Raw genomic sequence first — 20,325 nt, 5'->3', positions numbered from 1 at the left:
TTTACTTCTACAATTTCAAGACATGCTACCTTGCCTGAAGCAATGATGAGTTGCATAATTTCGAGAACGGTAGCAGGACGGAACCCATTTTTCACAGGCGTGCCAGTACCCTTCGAAACGATGTTCGGGTCCATGCTGTCAACGTCGAACGAAATGTAGATATAATCGCAGTCTTTGAGCTTGTTAAGCACTTCGGTTACGCATTTTTTCACGCCGCGTTTTTTTACGGTCTCAACGGTATAGTTGGGCACGTTGCGTTCCTGCATGAGTTGAACCTCTGGTTCTTCCACGTCGCGAACGCCAAAGAAAACGAGGTCGTCGTACTGAATTTTGGGAGCGATATCGCCAAAAGCTTTCAGGTTGTTCCAGTATCCCGATGTTTCGCTGTCGGGGTCATTGATTCGGGAGCTTTCATTGTCTTCGTTGAGGCAAATAGCCAGCGGCATTCCGTGCATGTTGCCCGAAGGGGTGGTGTAAGGCGAATGCATGTCTGCATGGGCATCAATCCAAATCACGCCCATTCGCTGGTCGGGCCGGGCCATTTTAAGTCCGGCAATGGTACCCGCGGCGTTGCCGTGATCACCGGAAATAACCAGCGGAAAATACCCTGAGTCTATCACATCTGCCACCACGCGTGCCGTATCAGCAAACACCTCGCTGAAAGCATCAATGCGCTTAGCCAGCGGAAAGCGCGTACGATCGTAGAGGGCATTGTTGCGGTGGGCAATAGCGTGCACCGGGGAACGCACAAAAAGGTCGTCGTTCTTCTTGAGCGCTTCTATTTCAACCGCTTTTGCCCCAAGACTAGCACCTCGTGTGCCTGCGGTTATTTCTGATTCGTTAATTACAAACTGTATGGTATGCATAGTGAAAAATCTCCGGCAAAGGTACACAAGCACTGCGATTAGCCGGCCTGAACATTCTCAAACAAACATATTGTGCACTGAAACAAACAAGGTTGCTTCCAAAAGCACAGATTAACTATATTGGCACCCTGAATGATCATGACCAACTTTTCCTTACTCCAGAAACGTAGGCCGCTCGCCTTTCATGCGGCTATATGCCTTGTTATCATATTCTTACTGGGGTCTTGCGACAAAATCAAGGTTTTCGATCAGCGGCCCCAGCAGGGCGTCATTGAGTACAAAATCACCTTTCCAACACTCGAGGACGACAGCGGTTTGATGACGAGCCTCCTGCCGGAAAAGATGACCATGCACTTCAACAAGGGCGTTTATTCCACAGAATTATCAACGGTAGGGGGACTATTCAAAAACAGGTTTGTGGTGAACGGCAACGAGCGCAGTATGGTTCATCAGATCAAAATCTTCAAGAAAAAGATTGAATCCCAATACAATGAGTCGGATATTTTAGGGCAGCTCAATCAAATGCCCCGGCTAACCATTATCGAAACCGGTGAGTTGGACACCATTGCCGGATTACCTTGTAAAAAGGCCATCGGTATTTTTGACCATATCTCCATGCCCGAAATGACCATTTATTTCACCGACGCGATTAACATACCCAACCCCAATTGGTGCACACAGTTTCACGAGATTGACGGCGTGCTGCTGCAATACGACCTCGAACAAATGGGAATCCGTATGCGTTTCAAAGCAGTTTCGGTACAAAGTTTGGGAATAAACGAATCGAGCCTCGTTCCGGAACCCGGTTATGACCGTGTACCGGTTGAGCGCCTGCAAGCAGAACTAGAAGAAGTAATTTCCACCTTTAATTTTTAACTCCATGAAAAACATGATGATTCGCTGGTCCCTGAGCATGGTTGCCCTTGGGTTCGTTTTTAACCTGAACGCGCAGTCCTTTGAGGGCGTGATTACCTATAAGATCACCTACGAGAACCTTCCTGAAGAAATGGCACCTTACGCTTCCATGCTTCCCTCGCAATCCATCACTACCATGAAAGGAGAGATGACCAAACTGGAGCAGCCCCTCTCAATGGGAATGAAGCAAACCACCATTATGGACAACGCCGCCGAAACCGGTGTGATGCTGATGGATATGATGGGACAGAAAATGGCCGTTGTTCTTGATCAGGAAAGCAGAAAAGAGATGCGCGGCGAAGACGATGTGCCCGATTTTGAGTACGTAAACGAAACAAAAAACATTGCCGGATACGACTGCAAAAAAGCCATCATGCGCGTGGAGGAAGACGGTCAGGAGATCGTACTTGAAATCTATTACACCGACAAACTCACCAGCAGCAAGAACAGCTCTCTTCCCGGATTGAAAGGTTTTCCGTTGAAGTATTCCACCTCTACCGGCCAGTTTATCATGACCCTTGAAGCCGAAAGTGTTGAAAAGCGAAAAGTAAGCGAAGATGAGTTTTCAATCCCCGATGGATACACCCATATGGACTTCAATGAGTTTCAGAAAACCATGGGCGCCATGGGAGGAGAATAAGCGCGGAATTTCGTTAACAAACCGCTGTTAAAACAGCAGCGTGCTTGATGGGCGAGCTCCTGTAGTTTCACCTAACTTTGGAAGCTTAAAGCAATGCGGAGTTTTTCCGCGAAAGCCCAATACACATGGCAGCGAAATCGTCTGCAAAAAAAAACACCAAAACCAAAGGCAGCACATTGCGATCAGTGATCGGAAGTGTGCTGGCCTTTTTGCAAAGTGAGCGTTTTAAGCGCATCATCGGCCTACTCCTTCTCTTAATCACCCTTTTTATTACGGTGGCTATGTGTTCGTTTTTCTTCACATGGAAACACGACCAAAGTCAACTCAGCGGTTCGTGGTGGGAGTTTATGATGAACCCCGAAATTGAGGTTGAAAACTGGCTCGGCAAATTTGGCGCACTGCTCAGCCACCTGTTGATTCACGCAGGGTTTGGAGTGATGTCTTTCGGGCTGGTGCTGATTACCGGGTTAACGGGGTTGCGCATTTTATTCAAAACCTGGGTGCTCCCCATAGGAAAAACCCTTTCCTACCTGCTGGCGCTGTTTCTGCTCGTGCCCCTCACCCTCACCGCAATGTTCGGGGTTAACCATCCCTACCTGGGTGGTGCATTCGGTTATCATGTTCATCACTGGCTGCACAGCGCGCTTGGCGGTTTCGGTACCGGTGCCCTCGTGTTTTTTGGCTGGGTTGGCTTTTTGATGGTTGGTTTCAATCTGTCGCCGCAGTTACTCACCGGCCTGTTTGGTTCAACATATCAGCGGTTTTTTAGGTCAGGAGGAGTATCCGATTCCGAAGAAAATCCGGTTGCTGAACCTGAGCAAGAAGCAGAAATTCCGGATGAAAGTGACTTTGAGGGCCGAAGCCATGACGTAATTGACGATTTGCTGAGCGATGACGAGGATGACATTGACGAAGCGGAACTCGAGTTTACCGTGAGGCAGGTTGAACCGGAAACACCCGTAGAAGAAGCAGATCAATTGGCCGAAACTCCCCGGGAAACACAGGACGCAGGCTCTGCCGATGACGAACTGGAGGTTGAAGTTAGCAGTCCGGAGGCAGAATTGAGCGAGGAAGAAATTGAAGACCGCCTCAAAAATCTCGAAGACTACGACCCTACCCTCGATTTGTCGTCCTATGAGTTCCCCAAACTCGACATACTTGAAAAGCATGGCGACGGCAATATCAATGTAGATAAGGAAGAACTTGAGGCCAACAAAAACAAAATCGTTGAAACCCTCGGACATTACAAAATAGGTGTTTCGCGCATCAAGGCTACCATTGGGCCAACCGTAACGTTGTATGAGATCGTTCCGGAAGCAGGCGTGCGTATCTCAAAAATCAAGAACCTGGAGGATGATATTGCGCTTAGTCTGGCCGCCCTTGGAATCAGAATTATCGCACCTATTCCCGGACGAGGAACCATCGGTATTGAAGTACCCAACTCCAAGCCCGAAGTGGTTTCCATGCGCTCGCTCATAGCTTCTGACAAGTTTCAAAACAGTGACTTTGAATTGCCCCTTGCGCTGGGAAAAACCATTTCGAACGAGACCTTTGTAACCGACCTGGCCAAAATGCCCCACCTTTTGATGGCAGGAGCTACCGGACAAGGTAAATCGGTAGGTCTGAACGCCATCCTGGTTTCGCTTCTCTACAAGAAACACCCTTCGCAGATTAAGTTTGTGTTGGTTGACCCCAAAAAGGTAGAACTGACCCTTTTCAATAAGATTGAGCGCCATTTTCTGGCCAAACTCCCCGATACCGAGGAAGCCATTATTACCGACACCAGCAAGGTGGTTACTACCTTGAATTCGCTATGTGTGGAAATGGATGAACGTTATGAGCTACTGAAAATGGCGCAGGTGCGAAACATCAAGGAGTACAATGCCAAATTTGTAAAGCGCAGGCTCAACCCGGAAGAAGGGCACAGGTTCCTTCCCTATATCGTATTGGTAGTTGACGAGTTTGCCGACCTTATAATGACGGCCGGAAAAGAAGTGGAAGGCCCCATTGCACGACTTGCGCAGTTGGCACGCGCCATTGGTATCCATCTGATTATTGCCACGCAGCGTCCGTCGGTGAATGTGATAACGGGTATCATCAAGGCCAACTTTCCGGCGCGCATTGCTTTCAGGGTAACATCAAAGATTGACTCGCGCACCATCCTGGACGCCGGCGGTGCCGATCAGTTGATTGGTCGCGGAGATATGCTGCTGTCGCTGGGCAATGAACCAACCCGTATCCAATGCGGTTTTGTGGACACACCCGAAGTGGAAGAAATCACGCAATTCATCGGAAGCCAGCGCGGATACCCCAGCGCCTACTTCTTGCCTGAATACCAGGACGAAAGCAGCGGTGGTATGGCAGACTTTGATGACGCAGACCGCGACGATCTATTTGAAGATGCTGCCCGTGTGGTGGTTATTCATCAACAAGGCTCTGCTTCATTATTGCAGCGAAAACTCAAGCTCGGCTACAATCGCGCAGGACGCATAATTGACCAGTTGGAAGCCGCCGGTGTGGTGGGGCCTTTTGAGGGAAGCAAAGCACGCCAGGTGCTTATCCCTGATGAATACAGTTTGGAACAGTTCTTGAACAGGGAGCAATCTGACAATTAAAACGAGACTTATGAAAACCATCGCAACATTGATCCTCATAACCTTAGGGTTTACCTCGGGAGTAATGAGCCAGGATCAAAAGGCAATAGACATTTTAAATTCAGTGAGCGACAAAACCAAGGCTTACAAGAATTTTTCTGCCGATTTTACCATGAGTCTGGTCGATCTCCAAAGCGATATCGCCATGAAAAAATCCGGTAGCATTGTGGTGGCCGGAGACAAGTACCGGGTTAAACTCGACAAAGATGTGGTGATTGGTGATGGGGATACCCGATGGACCTTTCAGAGCGAAAGCAACGAGGTATACGTGGATTACGAAGCCACCGAAGAAGACAATGCGCTGAATCCTTCCAAGCTTTTTACCATTTGGGAGTCGGGGTTTAAGCAGTTCTACGATGGCACAGGAGACGTAAACGGACGCAAAGCCCACCAAATTAAATTGCACCCCGTAAAGCCGGGCGATTCATCTTTTCACACCGTAAAGGTGCACGTTGACAGCGAGAAACTGGAACTGCTGAAAGTTGAAGTGATGGGCAAGGAAGGCGACAATTACACCTACGAGTTGCAGTCATTCAAGGCCGACCAAAGTATTCCCAGCGGCACATTTGCCTTTGAAAAATCGAAGTTTCCCGGCGCGGAAGTAATTGATTTGCGATAACAAGACCTCTCTCTGTACGAAGGCTATGCACATGCCATAAAATTCAAAAGCCCTCCGTGGAGGGCTTTTGAAGCTATGAAACAGAAAAACTTCGCATAGGCCTTTTCGTATCGAAATGCTACCGGGGGGTGGCAGCGGCCTTTTAAAGTTAACGCAGTCCAAAAGTATAGAAACACACCTACTGAAGCAAGCCCCAAAACAGTTTTTTATTGCTTTTACACCTCTTTTCGTTATATGTGACTGAAAATGTGGTTATTTAATTCTAATATTTTTTCATGCGTTAGGTTTTGCCGATTGAAATAAGTGGTTCATCTTAGAAAATACGCCATTCGTTTGAGCGTGAAGTTTGGAAAATCAACCGCAATCCGGTTTTAATTATAGTATTTCCCGTTAACCAAGGAAGACCTCAGATTGCCTTGCCGGGGTTGAGTATACCACGGGGGTCGAAAGCCTGTTTGATTTGTTGAAAGATGTTTCGGTGCGTAGATGAAAATACCACATCGAGGAATGGTCGTTGCACGTAACCGATACCGTGCTCACCGGAAATGGTACCGCCTAACGAGGCAGTGAGCTCAAAAATTTCGCGGATTCCTTTTTGAAGGGTCTCGTTCCACTGTTCCTCGGAGAGCTCCCCGCGAATAATGTTCACGTGCAGGTTACCGTCGCCGGCATGTCCGTAACACACCGAATGAAACCCGTATTTTCTTCCAATTTCCTTCACCCCATTCAACAGCACCGGAAGTGCAAAGCGCGGAACGACCGTATCCTCTTCCTTATATACTGAATGAGCCTTTACCGCCTCCCCTACCTTGCGGCGCAATTTCCACAGGGTGTTTTTTTGCTGTTCGTCATCGGCAAAAAGAACGTCTGTGGCACCGTAATCTTCCATCAAGGCGCTAATCTTCTCGCACTCTTCCATCAGTTGTTCCGGATTGTTTCCATCCACTTCCACCAGCAGATGTGCTGCCACCTCCTCGCCCACCGGCAGGGAAACATCATCCACGTATTTCAAGGACCAGTCAATGGCATCGCGCTCCATAAACTCCATCGCCGATGGTGTAATACCCGCCCTGAACACGGCCGAAACCGCTTCGCAGGCTTTTTCAGCGCTGTTGAATGGAACCAGCATCAGCATATTGTGGCCTGGTTTGGGCAGTAATTTCATCACGGCTTTGGTTACGATGCCCAACGTGCCTTCGCTGCCAACCATTAACTGGGTAAGGTTGTAACCCGTTGAGTTTTTGAGGGTATTGGCGCCCGTCCAGATGATTTCGCCGTTGGGCAACACCACCTCCAGGTTCAGCACAAAGTCTTTGGTCACTCCGTACTTCAGTGCCCTTGGTCCGCCAGAGTTCTCAGCGATATTTCCACCGATAAAGCACGAGCCCCTGCTTGCCGGATCGGGCGCATACATGAGCCCGTGTTCTTCAACGGATTCCTGAAACACCTGGGTAATCACACCGGGTTCAACCGTGGCCTGGAGGTTTTGGGTGTCTATATGAAGTATGCGGTTCAGTCGCTCGAGTGATAAGCCCACGCCACCAAAGAGGCTCAGCGCTCCCCCGCTCAAACCTGTGCGCGCACCGATGGGCGTTACCGGAATCCGCCGCTCGTTACAATAGCGCAAAACAGCGGCTATTTCGTCAGGCGTCTCCGGTTTCAGTACAACCTCCGGCGGAAAGCTGAGGTCTTCCGTTTCGTCGTGTCCGTATAGGGTGCGTGTTTCGGCATCTTCAAATACATGCTCTGCCCCAAGCATTTGTTGAAACTGCGCTATGGCTGCATCGTCCACCAGGGTATAAGCTGCGGTTTCAGAATCAATGTTTGGCTTCATTGAACAAAGATACAGGTTGATGAGATGATGTGGTAATGAGATGATGAGATGATTGGTGACGGGCTGATTAGACGATGAGACAATTAGACGATGGATGCCGGTGGAAACCACCTTGCGTGCTACTTCCACTAAAAATCCGCACAACTTACTCCAATCTTCCGTGGTTTTAAAATGGAAGCAGAGATGGGAAGCCTAAACCCAATTCCGTTCTGATGAAAGCCTTAAACCCACCGGAACGACCTTGACAGATAATTTGAAGTTGATCGGCTCAACCGTTTGCTCAGTGCTACCGCCCCCTGCCCTCAACCTCCTTCCCCACTACCCTGATCACCAGCCACAACACAAGGACTCCCGGGGCAATAAAAACCAGTCCGTTTACTTGCAGCAGTGCCGCTGCAACCGAAAGCACAAAGGCCACAGCACCCACCGTGAGCGCATAGGGCAACTGCGTTTGAACGTGCGCTATGTGGTTCACCGACGCGGCCATGGAGCTAAGTATGGTGGTGTCGGAAATGGGTGAACAATGGTCGCCAAGCACGGAGCCGGCCAGCACCGCCGATACTACGTGAAAGAAAATAGACTGCCCCACTGCCATATCACAACCGGCCGCCATGCAAACCGACCAGCTCAGTGGTAGCATCAACGGGTAGAGTATGGCCATGGTGCCCCACGACGAACCCGTTGAAAACGCAACCAAAGCGGCCAGCAAAAAAGTAAGTCCTGGCAGCAACCAATAAGGAATGTTTCCGGTGAGGATGCCCGTAAGGTAATCGGCGCTGTGCATCTGTTCGGTAATGGCCGCCAGCGACCACGCCAACACCAAAATAGCAATGGCCCCAAGCATGGTTTTAAAACCTGTAAACATGGCCTCGAGCGTGTCGCCCAGCGGCATGATGCCTTGGGTTACGGTGAGCAGAATGGCAGTGGCAAGTCCGGCAAGCGAAGACCACAACAACGAAGTGTATGAATCGCTATCGCCGATGTTAAGTGCCAGTTTTCTGAAAAATCCGGTGTCGCTTTGCGCCCATGTTGCCGAATCCCAGCCTGTAATGAGCAAACCGGCTACGGTTCCAAAAATCACCACCGCAATGGGAATGATGGCGTTGAGCGGCCGGAGATTGATACCGTCCTCGGGCTGAAGGGCCTCCAGTTCCTTGCTTTGCTGGTAGTTTTTGTCCGCCTGACCCTCGGGTCGTTTGCGGGCGGCCACTTCGGCGCGGTACATCGGACCGTAATCGCGCCCCATCCACACCAGCATAAAAATAAAGACCAGCGTGAGAATGGGATAGTACGAATATGCCAGCGACTGCACCATCACGGCGTAACTACCCGAAGCGATAACCGTTTCATCGGCATTGATGATTTTCAAGCCGTCGTCAATATAGCCAAGCTGTGCACCTATCCACGTAGTAACAAGGGCAATGGCTGCCATGGGTGCAGCGGTAGAATCCACAATGTAGCTCAGTTTTTCGCGCGAGATGCGCAATCGGTCGGTTACGGGCCGCAGGGTATTACCCACCACCAGTGTATTGGCGTAGTCGTCAAAGAAAATAGCGAGACCCATTCCCCATGTGGTAAGCTGTCCGGAGCGGGGCGTTTTGGCTAATCGCGAAATGCGATTCACCACACCCAGCATACCGCCGTTTTTGGTGACGATGGCCACAATGGCACCGATAAAGAGCGAAAAAAGAATCACAGCCAGGTGGCCCCAGTCGTTGAGTGCCGAAATGATGTAGGTATCAATCACCCTGAAAAACCCACCCGCTGCACCGCTCCAGCCCGTGCTGTAGTAGCCCACACATCCGGCGCCAAACAGCAAGCCCAGAAACAGGGAGGCTATCACTTCCTTAAAAACCAGCGCCAGTGCAATGGCAATCAGCGGCGGCAAAACCGACAGCCACAGAGGCATGGGGGTCATATCCTGCACGTGTGCAAACTGCCCCACGCGTATCGAAAAGGGCTCGTTTCGGTCGAAACTGACGGTAAAAGAGCCTTCCCCTCCTTGAAAATCAATGTACCTGCGCTCACCGTTGACCACGGCAGGCACAGCTCCCTGGCCCCAATTGTTCATCAAACTGTCATTGAGCAGCGAAATGGTTCCGGTAGTGGGAATGCCTTTCACCGAAAAAGCCGAAAGCTCCACGCGATAGTCTTCAGGCCCCGGCTCGCTTTGCGCACCGGCAGCCCCGAAAGCCGTCAACAGAAAAAGCAACAGGAATGATGTTCGCATACCTCCGTGAAAGGTGGCTAAAGGTAGCAATTGGGGTGAAACCAATGCTGAATATAGTTCCTACGGCCTACGGACTGACGTCTTTTCCTGAATCTCCAACACCTCTTCCGCACTGAGTTTACGCGCAAAATGCCACTGCCCACGAAACATGCGCTGTACATAGCCATAGCTTGAGGTCACAACGTACCGAATGGGTAATTCACCCAATGTTTCCGGATCGGCAAGCTTGAGTTCACGCAGGTCTCCGGCCGCCACAATCAGCGGTTTTTCGTGAATGAACAAAAAATGCTTGTTTGCCTTGAGAAGCGTGCCTTCCATCCAGAAATCCGGACTTTCAATTACGAGCAAGCCGGGTTTCAGGGCCCTGAGGTGGTAACGCCATACAAAGGTGACTTCGCCTTGTGCATCCGCGATCTTGATGATGTACCGCCAGCCGGGTCTGCTCAGTTCAAAGCCACTTCCCTCGGGAACGCCAACTGCATTGATACCCTTCAAGGAGCGATATTCAACAACAATCTCGTCGCCCACTGTGTAGCTGCTCCGGTTGGACTCCACGCTGATTCCGGACTGTGAAAAACCATCCGAAAACAGGGCGAGCACTGTAATAAGGGCTGCATATTTCCTGAGTGTGTCTGCCAATGTCTATGTGCCATTCCCTGTGAGGAGAACACAGCACAATATAAGCATAAATGCAATGGAGCGTTCGCAGGTAACTACCCAATGATGCGCATTTCCATACTCCTATTTCGTCCGCTTGCGTTTTCCGAAATAGCTAAAGCCAAGCGCAATGGCAATACCGATGGCGAAAAACGGCCAAATGTGGGTCATCATAATCAGGAAGGAGATAAGGTTGTCCCACCCGCTTTTAAACGCCACAATAAACCGCGAACCGAAACGCTTTTCCTCGGGCGTCAGCTCATAGTAGGTAATGCTCAGCGTGGAATACGACACCCTGTTGTCGAGGTATTTCAGTCGGCCTTCCATGGACTCAATTTCGGCCCTGAGCAACCCGATCTGGTGTTCAATCTCAAGCATCTCCGAAATGGTCACAGCCTTTGACAGCAGCTCAAGATAGCGGGTCTCAAGATCTTTTTTGGTTTTGAGCCGGGCTTCCACGTCCACATATTCCTCGCTAACATCCCGGGCTGAAATATGGCGGGTATCAAACCTCGTTACATGATCGGAAACACGCTCTAAAAAACCCCCAAACTGCTCCGACGGAATGCGAACCTCCAGCGTGGTGCTCAGTCGGTTTAACGATTTACTCGTTTCATCGGAGGTAATATAGCCATCCCGTAGGTTGATTTCCTCTACCAGGAATGAACGCGTGGCGGAAGGGTCTTCGGTTTCAAAGACCAGTCGACCGGTTCTGATCATCCTGCTCTCGCGAGGTTGCTGCGTTTCCACAGATGCCTTCTGAGACGGTACATGCGGCTCCGAAACAGTGTCCGTATAGGCGCTGTCTCCGCTACCACCGCAACCGGCAATAACAATAAGCAACCCCAATGCGAGGAGCCGCCCACGGGCAAATCCTAATTTTCGATTGTTCATACATGTTGGTTTTCAGTTGATGAGCGTAAAAACGCGTCATTTCCTCTCAAAGTGTGTGGTTGCATATTTGCTATAAAGGTGTTTGGAGTCGTTTGAAAGGTCGTGGAGCCAGGAAGTCAATCCGTCCTAACTAATTGTTTAGTATCCAACTAAAACACCTCACCTTTCGCCCGTCTTTAACCCATCGTGCAACTTTCCTATCCTCTTTTCAGGGCTGCTCTTTTGGGATTATTTGGGATTTAAAGAAGCCTTCCGGGGCAAAATCATTGAAAGCTTGGGCAAACGCTTTAAAACGGGATAGAATTCAATCTAGTAACAAATAATTTGTCTATTTGTCACTTCGACCGAAGCGTAGAGGTACGAAACGCGAAGTGGAGAAGTCTCATTCAAACTTATTCGCAATTGTTGATTTACAAGGTGTTCTAAATACGTTTACCCGGTACGCTTAGGCCTTTCAACCTGCGGCACGGCTGGCAGTAAAAAGGCTTAACCACAATGAGCGCAAAGGATATAGACCCACAATATGCATTGGCAGGGCCAATTGCTTAATTTGGGATAAACCTAAAACACAAAGTTCTGCCATAGAGATTCTTCTTAGGCCATTTATCATGGGCGTCGCAATAACTATCTTTGCCACATGCGTCATTTGTGGATGTTTGCTATGATGTTTGTGTTCCTCGCGGTTTCCTGTTCCAAGCCTCGTTGGACGGAAGTTACACTGGTTCAACTCGACGACTCCTCCTTTGAGCTGGGTGAACTGGCCGACAAAAAAGTGGTGTTTGTATTTCTCTCGCCCGAATGTCCGCTGTGCCAGAGTTACGCGCTCAGAATCAATGAGCTTGTGGGTGAGTGGACCTCAGACTCCCTCCTGTTTGTGGGTGTGGTGGCCGGAACCTTCTACCCCGTTTCGGAAATACGGCAGTACATCCGCAAGTACAACCTGGAACTTCCGGTGATGCTCGATCCGGAAATGAGCCTTGTGCGCACCTTGAATGCCACCATCACGCCCGAGGTATTTCTCTGCGGGCCGGATGGAAGCATTTTGTACCAGGGAGCCATTGACGACTGGGCCATCAGCCTCGGGCAGAAGAAACTGCAGGTGGAGCGCGAATACCTTCACGAAGCGATTAGCTCCATGCATCGCGGAGAAAGCATAGAACCCGATAAAACCCAGGCAGTAGGATGTTTTATCGAGTAGTTTCAACCGGAATCACCATCCTGCTTTTGGCGGCATGCCAGCCCACCCGGCAAAAGGAAAGTGCGCATACAGGCACCGACGATACTGCCTTAACATTCAACAGGCACATCGCCCCCATCATCTTTGAGCATTGCGCGGTTTGTCACCGGCTGGGTGAGGCCGGGCCGTTTCCGCTGGTGAGTTATCAGGACGTGAAAAAGCGCGCCAAAATGATTGCCCACGTGACCGAAACCCGCTTTATGCCTCCGTGGCCGGCCAACCGCGAATACCAAAGCTACGCCAACGAGCGCGGGTTAACCAACGAGCAAATTGCCATGATTCAGCGGTGGTTTGAAGAAGGAGCGCTTGAAGGACGTGCTGACGACCTTCCTCCCCTGCCCGATTTTGACCGCGCATCGGTGCTCGGCCCGCCCGACAGGATTGTTTCGATGAAAGATACCGTATGGATTCCGGGAAACAACCGCGACCTTTTTCTTTACATCAAGGTTCCCTTTGAGCTGCCGGCCGACACCTTCTTGCGCGCAGTGGAGTTTGTGCCGGGCAACCGCCAGCTTGTGCACCACATGAACGGCAGCCTGATCAACTACCCCGATGGTAAGAAAAGCGACATCTGGCAGGGCGAAACCATCGTTGACCCCGATACCACCGATTCGTTTTCGGCTTATCACTACATGCAACTGCTCAATGACGACGGCACCTACCCGCCTCTTTCGCCTTCGATGGTGAACTACCTGCCGGGCGTGGAGGCCGTGGCCTATCCCGAGGGCATTGGCGGGTACTACCTCAAGCGGCAGGCGGCCTTTCTGATGCAAACCATGCACTACGGCCCAAGCGCACTCGATACCTTTGACCTGTCGCACTTTAAATTGTGGTTTTCAGACACGCCCCCCCAACGACCCATGCGCGAATTGCAGATGGGCACGCTGGGTGATACGCCCGTTATTCCGGAGTTTGTGATTCCTGCCGATTCGGTCGTTACCTTTAAAACCACCTACCGCGTACCGCAGGATTGGTCAGTACTCACCATCAATCCGCACATGCACCTGCTCGGCAAGGAGTTTTTGGCCTATGCCATTCGCCCGGACGGCGACACCATTCCGCTTGTACACCTGCCGCGCTGGGACTTCAGATGGCAGTACTTCTACACCTTTAAGCACATACTCAAAATCCCGAAAGGCAGTAAGATTGAGGTATGGGGCACCTTTGACAATACCGCGGGCAATCCCTTTCAGCCCTTTGATCCGCCCCAAACCATTCGGGAGCCCAAAGGCGACATGAAAACCACGGACGAGATGTTCCAGTTTTTCGTGAACTACGTGCTGTACGAAGAAGGCGACGAGGCCATTCCGCTCAATCAGTAAGAGAGGCTTCTATTTTCGAATACACTATCCAGCCTGGCGTAGTTGCGAGCGGTAAAATCGCGAATCAGTTCAATTTCCTGCTCAAAAGTGAGGCTGTCGGCAAACCAACCACCTTGAGCAGGCCACATGCGCTCGTGGCGTTCGAGGTAGGGTTCCACATCAGCAACCAATGCATCCACGCGGTTCAGCACTGTATCCGGGTGCCAGGGGCCGTTGCGAAGCTCCAGCCAGCGATTACCGAGGCGTGCTTCAAAGTCTGTCCAGTCCAACATGCGATCAAAAAGCCTGTTCACCCGCAAATTCACCATTTCTTCAAAGTCATTTCTGCGCCCATCTCCAAACCGCCCGAAGGTTTCGTCGTAATCCCAAACCGCCACCCTGAATGGCGCTCCGTGGTGCACGCGGTAGAGGTAAAAATTGCGAAGCAAGCCATCGGTGTTGTTGGTAAAAAGCAGCAGCAGCGCCCAATCGGTAAGGTTATATCTGTCGAACCAATAGTCCAGGCTGTCATTGAATGAAGCTGAATCGCTGTTTTGAATGAACAACTCCAGTTTCCGCATTTCATGGGTTGCGTTCCGCTTGGGAAAGCCCGGAAACTTCTGCCTGTACTTTTCATCTGGTCGGGATGTGCTTTGCTCAGATTGTATAAAAACGGGCGGCTCCTTAAACAGCATTCCACCTGCCTTGTAACCGGGTAATATGCCGCAGCGTTCGCGGTCAATGCGTTCACTCACAAAATACAAACCCATGTACTGCCCGTTGAGCCATACTTCTTGGTAGCAGCCATGCGGGGCGATACGGTCGGGAGCTGAGCGGCGAAAAAGCTCAAAACTGAATCGGTGACGGATGAAGGAGCGATCTATGTAACTGGCATTCAGAATCCACGTTTTATGTTGCGGGAGTTCACAGAAAGAGTGCGGCTTGTTGAGCTTCATCCTGTAAGATTGACGCGGGTATTTGAGCGAACTCTGACCCCGTACCCGAATGTTTCCGTTTTGTACCGTACCATCCGAAAAGCTCACCCTGCAAGGCGTGTTTTTTTGAAATGGCCCCTCTTTGCAACGAATGTCGATGAAGTTTTTCTCCTGGTGACCGGCCGAAGGACGAGCGCAGGATGAAACCAGAAGCAAGGCAATCGCCGTGCTGGTTGTGAACAAAACGTGGAAAAAAGCATTGGGTTTTTGACGATGCTTCATGCATCAAAAGTAACGACTCCTTAACTTTGTAACACCCAACCAGAATTGAAATGAACGGCAATAGAACACAAACTGTAGCTGTACTCGGAGGAGGTCCTGCCGGTAGTACGGTGGCTACTTTGCTGGCTGAGAAGGGGTTTAAGGTGGGAATTTTCCATACGGGCAAACGCCCACCCTTGATCGTAGGCGAGTCATTGTTGCCTGCAGTGATTCCCATGCTTCGAAAACTGGGCGTGGAAGAAGAAGTGAAATCTTTCAGTCGCCATAAGCCCGGTGCGACTGTAACCCTGAGTAAAGACGAAACAATCACTTCCTATTTTTCTCGCGCAAAAGGAAAGCTTCCTGATTACGCATACAATACCCCTCGCGATAAATTTGATGAGACCCTTTTGCAACGTGCCAAACAAGCGGGTTGTGTGGTTTTTCCGCACACGGCTGGTATAGTGAGGCTCGATGACAACCGCATCGGACTGGACAACCAGACCCTGCTGAAAACGGATGGTTTTTTTGAGGATGGCGTAGATTGGATTGTGGATGCTTCGGGAAGGTCGCGCGTGATTGCCCGAACCGAAATGATAAAAACCGTTGAAGGCGACCGCAAAGACTGGGCGCTTTTTGCCCATTGGGACAAGGTGAAAATCATTGACGAAGGAAATATCCACGTGGATTACCTGGAGCGCGGATGGAATTGGCGTATTCCCTTGAAAGACAGGGTTTCGCTGGGGGTTGTCATTAACCCAACCCACCTCATTGCACACGGAACCACTGCCGAGGAACAATACGACCACTACGTGCGCAGCGATGAGCGTCTGCGTGAATTTACAGAGGGCGGAAAACGCATTACACCAGTGGTGAAATTCAACAACTGGCAGAATATCAACGAGCGCTTTTACGGCAAAAACTGGGTATGTATCGGTGACGCGGCCGGATTTATTGATCCGGTGTTTTCAACGGGATTGTACCTGAGTATGAAAAGTGCTTTTCGCGTGGCAGATGTGATTGCTGCCGGAGGTGAAGAATCTGCTTTGGCCGCCTACGAGCAGGACTGGAAATGGGAAGTAAAAATATGGCGCAGGGTGATCGACTCGTGGTACAACGGCAGATTGTTTACCTTGTATCGCGCGGGAATGGCCCAAAGCAAAAACCCCGTCGGTAAAATCATTGCACCCCACGTTGAAATGCACTTGTCGCGGGTTTTTACCGGTGATGCCATCAACGGAAGTGGCTACAGCCGTGGTCTGCACAGTTTTCTGACGCGGTTCTTTCTATTTGGGTTTGATCCGGCCGACCTCACCGTCAAGTAAGACAAACCTCCGGAGTGGGTTGGATTCATCCGAACAATCAAAGAGCTGCCTTGTTGAACTCTAAAACCCATTATACCATGCTTACACGTACACTTTTTCTACTCGCCATTTTCGGATTTATTGCGGTTCCTGTGTTTTCGCAGCAGTCAGACATTGATGCTTTCAACGCACGAAAAGACCAAATCGGCAAACGAAGTATGTATGCTTTAGGCGGTTGGGCAGTAGGAAATTTTGCTGTAAGCGGTGCGTTCATGACGCAGACAACAGGTGCCGATTTTCATTTTCACGAAATGAATGTTTACTGGAATGTGGTGAACGCAGGGCTTGCCGGTGTGGGGCTTCTTGGTCTGCGCAAAGGAAGCGCGGGAAAATCGTGGCAACAAACTGTTGACGGGCACTACGGAACCGAGAAAATCTACCTCCTCAACGCCGGACTGGACGTGGGCTACATCATGAGCGGACTTTTTCTCACCGAGCTGGCCAACCGCATGCCCGACCAGCGAGACCGTTTCACAGGCTGGGGTTATTCCATCATGGTGCAAGGCGGATTTCTACTGGTGCTTGACGCCGTGATGTACGCCATTTACCGCGGACATTATAAGAAAAACCTCTCTCCCATCCTGAACAATCTTGAAGTAAGCCCCATGGGCATGAGGCTGCGTTTCTAAACCAACAAAGACTTTTCAGTTGCCGCACACCATTCCCTTGGTTTTTCTAATTTTCGGGGGTGAAAAATGTGCTGCGAATTATCGGTGCAATCCTGGGGATTGTTCTGGCTGTTTACCTTGTTTACCAGCTGCGTACCATTTTTGTGTACATCATCCTGGCGGTGGTGCTTTCTCTGCTGGGCCGTCCACTGATGAACCTTCTGGGCAAAATCCGCATCAAGAACTTTCGATTACCCAACTCGCTCAGTGCATTGATTGTGTTGATTGTGATGATACTTTTTGTGGTGGGCATTTTCAGTTTGTTTGTGCCGCTTATCGCCCAACAGGCGCGCATTGTTTCTTCCATCGAAGCAAATGAAGTAGCCCGCGCATTTGCAGAGCCGCTGAATCGGTTTTCGCAATTTCTGGCAGACTATGAGCTCACCGAAGAGCGCTTCGACGAGCACTATTTCAGGGCACAAATCCGCGATATTCTCAAATTCGGAAAGGTCTCGAGTGTATTTCAAAGCATTTTCGGAGTGCTGGGCAACCTCTTTATCGCCATTTTTTCTGTGTTGTTTATGGGCTTCTTCTTTCTCCGCGACGGGATGTTGCTGCAGCGCATTCTCGAAACGCTGGTGCCCGATGCCGAAGTGCCCCACGTGCGTGTAATCCTTGACAACACCAAGCGCCTGTTAACGCGCTACTGCTTTGGTTTGGTGATTCAGGTTGCGCTTGTAACACTCATAATCAGCGTTTCGCTCAAGTTTTTTCTGGGAATCGAAAATGCCCTGATTATCGGCTTCATGGCCGGTCTGTTGAATCTCATCCCCTACCTCGGTCCGGTAATGGGCGCCATTTTGGGGGTTATTATCGTGATGCTCACCAACCTCGATTTGAACTTTTACAGCGAGCTTTTACCCAAGAGCGGCTGGATCCTCGTCATTTTTGCCTGCATGCAGTTGTTTGACAATATGATTACTCAGCCAGTGCTTTTTGCCAACGTGGTAAACGCACACCCGCTTGAAATTTTCATTGTGATTTCCGTAGCAGGTACGCTTTACGGTATCACCGGAATGATTATCGCCATTCCGTCCTACACGGTGCTGCGGATTATAGCCAAGGAGCTTTTCTCTCAATACAAAGTGGTTAGTTCCCTTACCCGAAACTTATGAATCAGGAATCGCACTTTCGCTTTTTGGAAACCATGTACCTGCGGGGTCGCGTGAATCGGGAGGTATACAGCGGTGTGACCATCCTGTTAGAAGAAGGTAAAGCGGTGATAGAGCACATGGTTGAAGACAGGTTTTTTCACGCAGGACAAAGTTTGCACGGCTCAGTGTACTTCAAGCTGCTGGATGATGCGGCGTTTTTCGCAGCTTCCTCCCTGCAAACGGAGTTTTTCATACTTACTACCTCCTTTCAGGTTCAGCTTATACGACCCGTAAAGAGCGGAATATTACGAGCCGAGGGGGTGATAGAAAAACCCGGCTCCACCATTGTACTGGCATCGTCGCGTTTGTACGATGCCCGAAACCGGCTCTGCGGTATTGGAAGCGGGCAGTTTATGACATCAGCTATGAAGCTTTCGGAATTGGAATAAAAATCTCATTCTTTTCTCAGTGCGCCACTGAAATCCGAATATCCACAATCAAAAACTAAAAGCTTCCTTAAAATCTGCCAGTTCATTCCGCAGATGACGATTGCGATTAAAACGCTCATTGAGTTTTTCATCGGGTATCACTTCCAGCGAGCGCATGGGCATGTGCTGGTTCACAAAAATCATCTCCAGCGAGGGATACAATTCGTGCAACCTTTCGGCCACTTCCAACACACTCAGATTGTGCTCCACCACGTTGTAGAGCCTGCCTGAGGGGGGATTTTGCATCAGACTGCAAAGCACCTCGACCACCTTATCTACATGAATAAAAGCCCTGCGTTGCTCGCCATTGCCCTGAATGGTGATCTTCTTCTGAAAACGCGCTTCAAACATGAAGCGGTTAATCATGGCATCAAAGCGCATGCTACGGCTGTAGCCATAAACGTTTCCGCAGCGCAGGATGGCTCCCGGCACTTTTTGCAAAAGCCGCTCAACGTGCTGCTCACCCCGCAACTTTGAAATACCGTAAAAGGTTTGTGGACCGATGGGGCTTCCTATGCCCGCCGGGACGCTCGTAGATCCGTACACCGAAACGCTGCTCACATGCCAAAACTGCTCTATTCCGGCCAGTTCGGCGGCGTGCACCAACTCGGCAGTTCCCCAATGATTCACCTGCTCCATCAGGTGAGGCTGTCCGTCGGCAAAAGGTGTGGTTACGCGTGCTGCAAGGTGAAAAACCACATTACACTCCGCCACGTGTTTGCGCAATTTTCGGGTGTCGAGCAAATCACCCTGCACAAAGCGCACTTTGCTGGAAGGAAGCTTTCGGTTGCCCAAAAAAAAGTTGTAGTTGCCGCGGCTCAGGTTGTCGTACACGCAGATTTCGCTTACGCTCTGCATCTGGGCCAATGCGTAGGTCAATTCGGTGCCGATGTATCCGGCTCCTCCGGTGATCAGTATTTTCATGATGGTTTTATCAAATCAGTGTGTAGTCCGCATTCGGTTTTCTGCATGCCGAACCAGCGACCGCTGCGATCATCGTGCAGGTCGGTTTTGCGGGTACATGGCTCACATCCTACACTCAGGTAGCCCTGGTCTTCCAACGGGTGCCGTGGTAGCTCGTGCTCTTTGGCGTACTCGTGAATCATGCGCGCCGTCCAATCCAATATGGGATGAAAGCGCGTTACACTGTGTGGGGCCTCCTGCTCAGTTTGCATGTTGCGGCGATTGGCGTTCTGGTCGGCACGCACTCCGTTTATCCACACATCAAAAGCCATCAGAAAAGGCTCCAGGGGCTGGGTTTTGTTGATGTAGCAACAGCGGTCCGGGTCAGAGGTAAAGTAAAAGTGACCGTTTTGGTCGCGCTGGTCAATGCGGTTTACTAGCGACTCTACATCAATCATCTTCAAGCCAAAAGTTTCAACCACTTCATCACGGAAGGTCAGTGTTTCAGGAAAGTGAAATCCCGTGTTGATAAACAGCACCGGAATTTCAAAGGGCATCCGGCTCAGCATGTGAAGCAACGGCAGGCTGTGACTCTGAAACGACGAAGTAACGAAGCACTTTTTACCTTCCTCGGTGTAGCGTTGCAAATAACTTTGTATCTCCTCAAATTTCACGATGCAAAGATATATTTCCACTCATTGATAATGCCTTCTCTATGTAAAAGCAAATCGCGGTTTTTTTTGCACCAGTGCCTCCTTCATTGAA

18 protein-coding genes are annotated in these 20,325 nt (G+C 50.2%); 10 read left to right on the top strand and 8 right to left on the bottom strand.

Features of this window, described 5'->3' with window-relative positions; genetic code table 11:
* Window positions 1-866 (bottom strand): arginase (locus tag EA392_01690; GenBank protein ID TVR41421.1); only part of this gene is annotated, 866 nt, incomplete at its 3' end.
* Between the two features lie 132 nt (window positions 867-998).
* On the opposite strand from EA392_01690, the gene EA392_01685 reads away from it, so the two are divergent.
* The 4 genes from EA392_01685 to EA392_01670 all read left to right on the top strand — a co-directional run bounded on the left by EA392_01685 (window position 999) and on the right by EA392_01670 (window position 5,694).
* Complete coding sequence (locus tag EA392_01685; GenBank protein ID TVR41420.1) at window positions 999-1,742, top strand: hypothetical protein; 744 nt, start codon at window positions 999-1,001, stop codon at window positions 1,740-1,742.
* Between the two features lie 4 nt (window positions 1,743-1,746).
* Window positions 1,747-2,421, top strand: coding sequence for a DUF4412 domain-containing protein (locus tag EA392_01680; protein TVR41419.1), 675 nt, complete (start codon window positions 1,747-1,749; stop codon window positions 2,419-2,421).
* A gap of 125 nt (window positions 2,422-2,546) precedes the next feature.
* On the top strand, window positions 2,547-5,036 hold the full coding sequence (locus EA392_01675) for a DNA translocase FtsK (protein ID TVR41418.1): 2,490 nt from the start codon (window positions 2,547-2,549) through the stop codon (window positions 5,034-5,036).
* Window positions 5,037-5,046: 10 nt separating this feature from the next.
* Window positions 5,047-5,694 carry an outer membrane lipoprotein carrier protein LolA gene (locus EA392_01670; GenBank protein ID TVR41417.1) on the top strand — a complete coding sequence of 216 codons (648 nt, stop codon included), beginning with the start codon at window positions 5,047-5,049 and terminating at the stop codon, window positions 5,692-5,694.
* 406 nt (window positions 5,695-6,100) lie between these two features.
* On the opposite strand, the gene EA392_01665 is transcribed toward EA392_01670, so the two are convergent.
* The 4 genes from EA392_01665 to EA392_01650 form a co-directional block, all read right to left on the bottom strand.
* Window positions 6,101-7,528, bottom strand: coding sequence for an FAD-binding protein (locus EA392_01665; protein TVR41416.1), 1,428 nt, complete (start codon window positions 7,526-7,528; stop codon window positions 6,101-6,103).
* 286 nt (window positions 7,529-7,814) lie between these two features.
* Window positions 7,815-9,758 carry a Na+/H+ antiporter NhaC family protein gene (locus tag EA392_01660; protein TVR41415.1) on the bottom strand — a complete coding sequence of 648 codons (1,944 nt, stop codon included), beginning with the start codon at window positions 9,756-9,758 and terminating at the stop codon, window positions 7,815-7,817.
* 60 nt (window positions 9,759-9,818) lie between these two features.
* Window positions 9,819-10,397 (bottom strand): hypothetical protein, encoded by a 579-nt coding sequence (locus EA392_01655; GenBank protein ID TVR41414.1) that lies wholly within the window; start codon window positions 10,395-10,397, stop codon window positions 9,819-9,821.
* A gap of 102 nt (window positions 10,398-10,499) precedes the next feature.
* On the bottom strand, window positions 10,500-11,309 hold the full coding sequence (locus tag EA392_01650; GenBank protein TVR41413.1) for a DUF4349 domain-containing protein: 810 nt from the start codon (window positions 11,307-11,309) through the stop codon (window positions 10,500-10,502).
* A 637-nt stretch (window positions 11,310-11,946) separates the two neighbouring features.
* Here EA392_01650 and EA392_01645 point away from each other — a divergent pair.
* The gene (locus EA392_01645) at window positions 11,947-12,507 is read left to right on the top strand and encodes a hypothetical protein (protein TVR41412.1); all 561 of its coding nucleotides are present in this window, start codon (window positions 11,947-11,949) and stop codon (window positions 12,505-12,507) included.
* Window positions 12,492-13,868 (top strand): hypothetical protein, encoded by a 1,377-nt coding sequence (locus EA392_01640; protein ID TVR41411.1) that lies wholly within the window; start codon window positions 12,492-12,494, stop codon window positions 13,866-13,868. Before EA392_01645 ends, EA392_01640 begins: the two co-directional genes overlap by 16 nt.
* On the opposite strand, the gene EA392_01635 is transcribed toward EA392_01640, so the two are convergent.
* Window positions 13,862-15,064, bottom strand: coding sequence for a hypothetical protein (locus EA392_01635; GenBank protein TVR41410.1), 1,203 nt, complete (start codon window positions 15,062-15,064; stop codon window positions 13,862-13,864). The two genes, EA392_01640 and EA392_01635, sit on opposite strands and share 7 nt — an antisense overlap.
* Window positions 15,065-15,114: 50 nt before the next feature.
* Between EA392_01635 and EA392_01630 the strand changes: the two genes are divergently transcribed.
* The 4 genes from EA392_01630 (at window position 15,115) to EA392_01615 (ending at window position 18,618) form a co-directional block, all read left to right on the top strand.
* Entirely contained in the window at window positions 15,115-16,368 is a 1,254-nt protein-coding gene (locus tag EA392_01630) for an NAD(P)/FAD-dependent oxidoreductase (GenBank protein TVR41409.1), read from the top strand.
* 77 nt (window positions 16,369-16,445) lie between these two features.
* Entirely contained in the window at window positions 16,446-17,036 is a 591-nt protein-coding gene (locus tag EA392_01625; GenBank protein TVR41408.1) for a hypothetical protein, read from the top strand.
* A 59-nt stretch (window positions 17,037-17,095) separates the two neighbouring features.
* Window positions 17,096-18,190: an AI-2E family transporter gene (locus tag EA392_01620; protein TVR41407.1), complete on the top strand. Its 1,095-nt coding sequence runs from the start codon at window positions 17,096-17,098 to the stop codon at window positions 18,188-18,190.
* Complete coding sequence (locus EA392_01615) at window positions 18,187-18,618, top strand: PaaI family thioesterase (protein ID TVR41406.1); 432 nt, start codon at window positions 18,187-18,189, stop codon at window positions 18,616-18,618. Before EA392_01620 ends, EA392_01615 begins: the two co-directional genes overlap by 4 nt.
* Window positions 18,619-18,666: 48 nt before the next feature.
* Here EA392_01615 and EA392_01610 read toward each other — a convergent pair whose 3' ends face one another.
* Both EA392_01610 and EA392_01605 read right to left on the bottom strand, forming a co-directional pair.
* A complete protein-coding gene (locus EA392_01610) occupies window positions 18,667-19,581 on the bottom strand; it encodes an SDR family oxidoreductase (GenBank protein ID TVR41405.1) in 915 nt (304 codons plus the stop codon).
* Window positions 19,578-20,234, bottom strand: coding sequence for a phosphoadenylyl-sulfate reductase (locus tag EA392_01605; protein ID TVR41404.1), 657 nt, complete (start codon window positions 20,232-20,234; stop codon window positions 19,578-19,580). The genes EA392_01610 and EA392_01605 overlap by 4 nt, the downstream gene beginning before the upstream one ends.
* Between the last annotated feature and the right edge of the window lie 91 nt (window positions 20,235-20,325).

It is taken from the genome of Cryomorphaceae bacterium (assembly GCA_007695365.1).
Lineage (GTDB): Bacteria > Bacteroidota > Bacteroidia > Flavobacteriales_D > SKUL01 > SKUL01.
The sequence above is the reverse complement of the archived record's forward strand: the minus strand, read 5'-3'. Positions and strand labels throughout refer to the sequence as shown.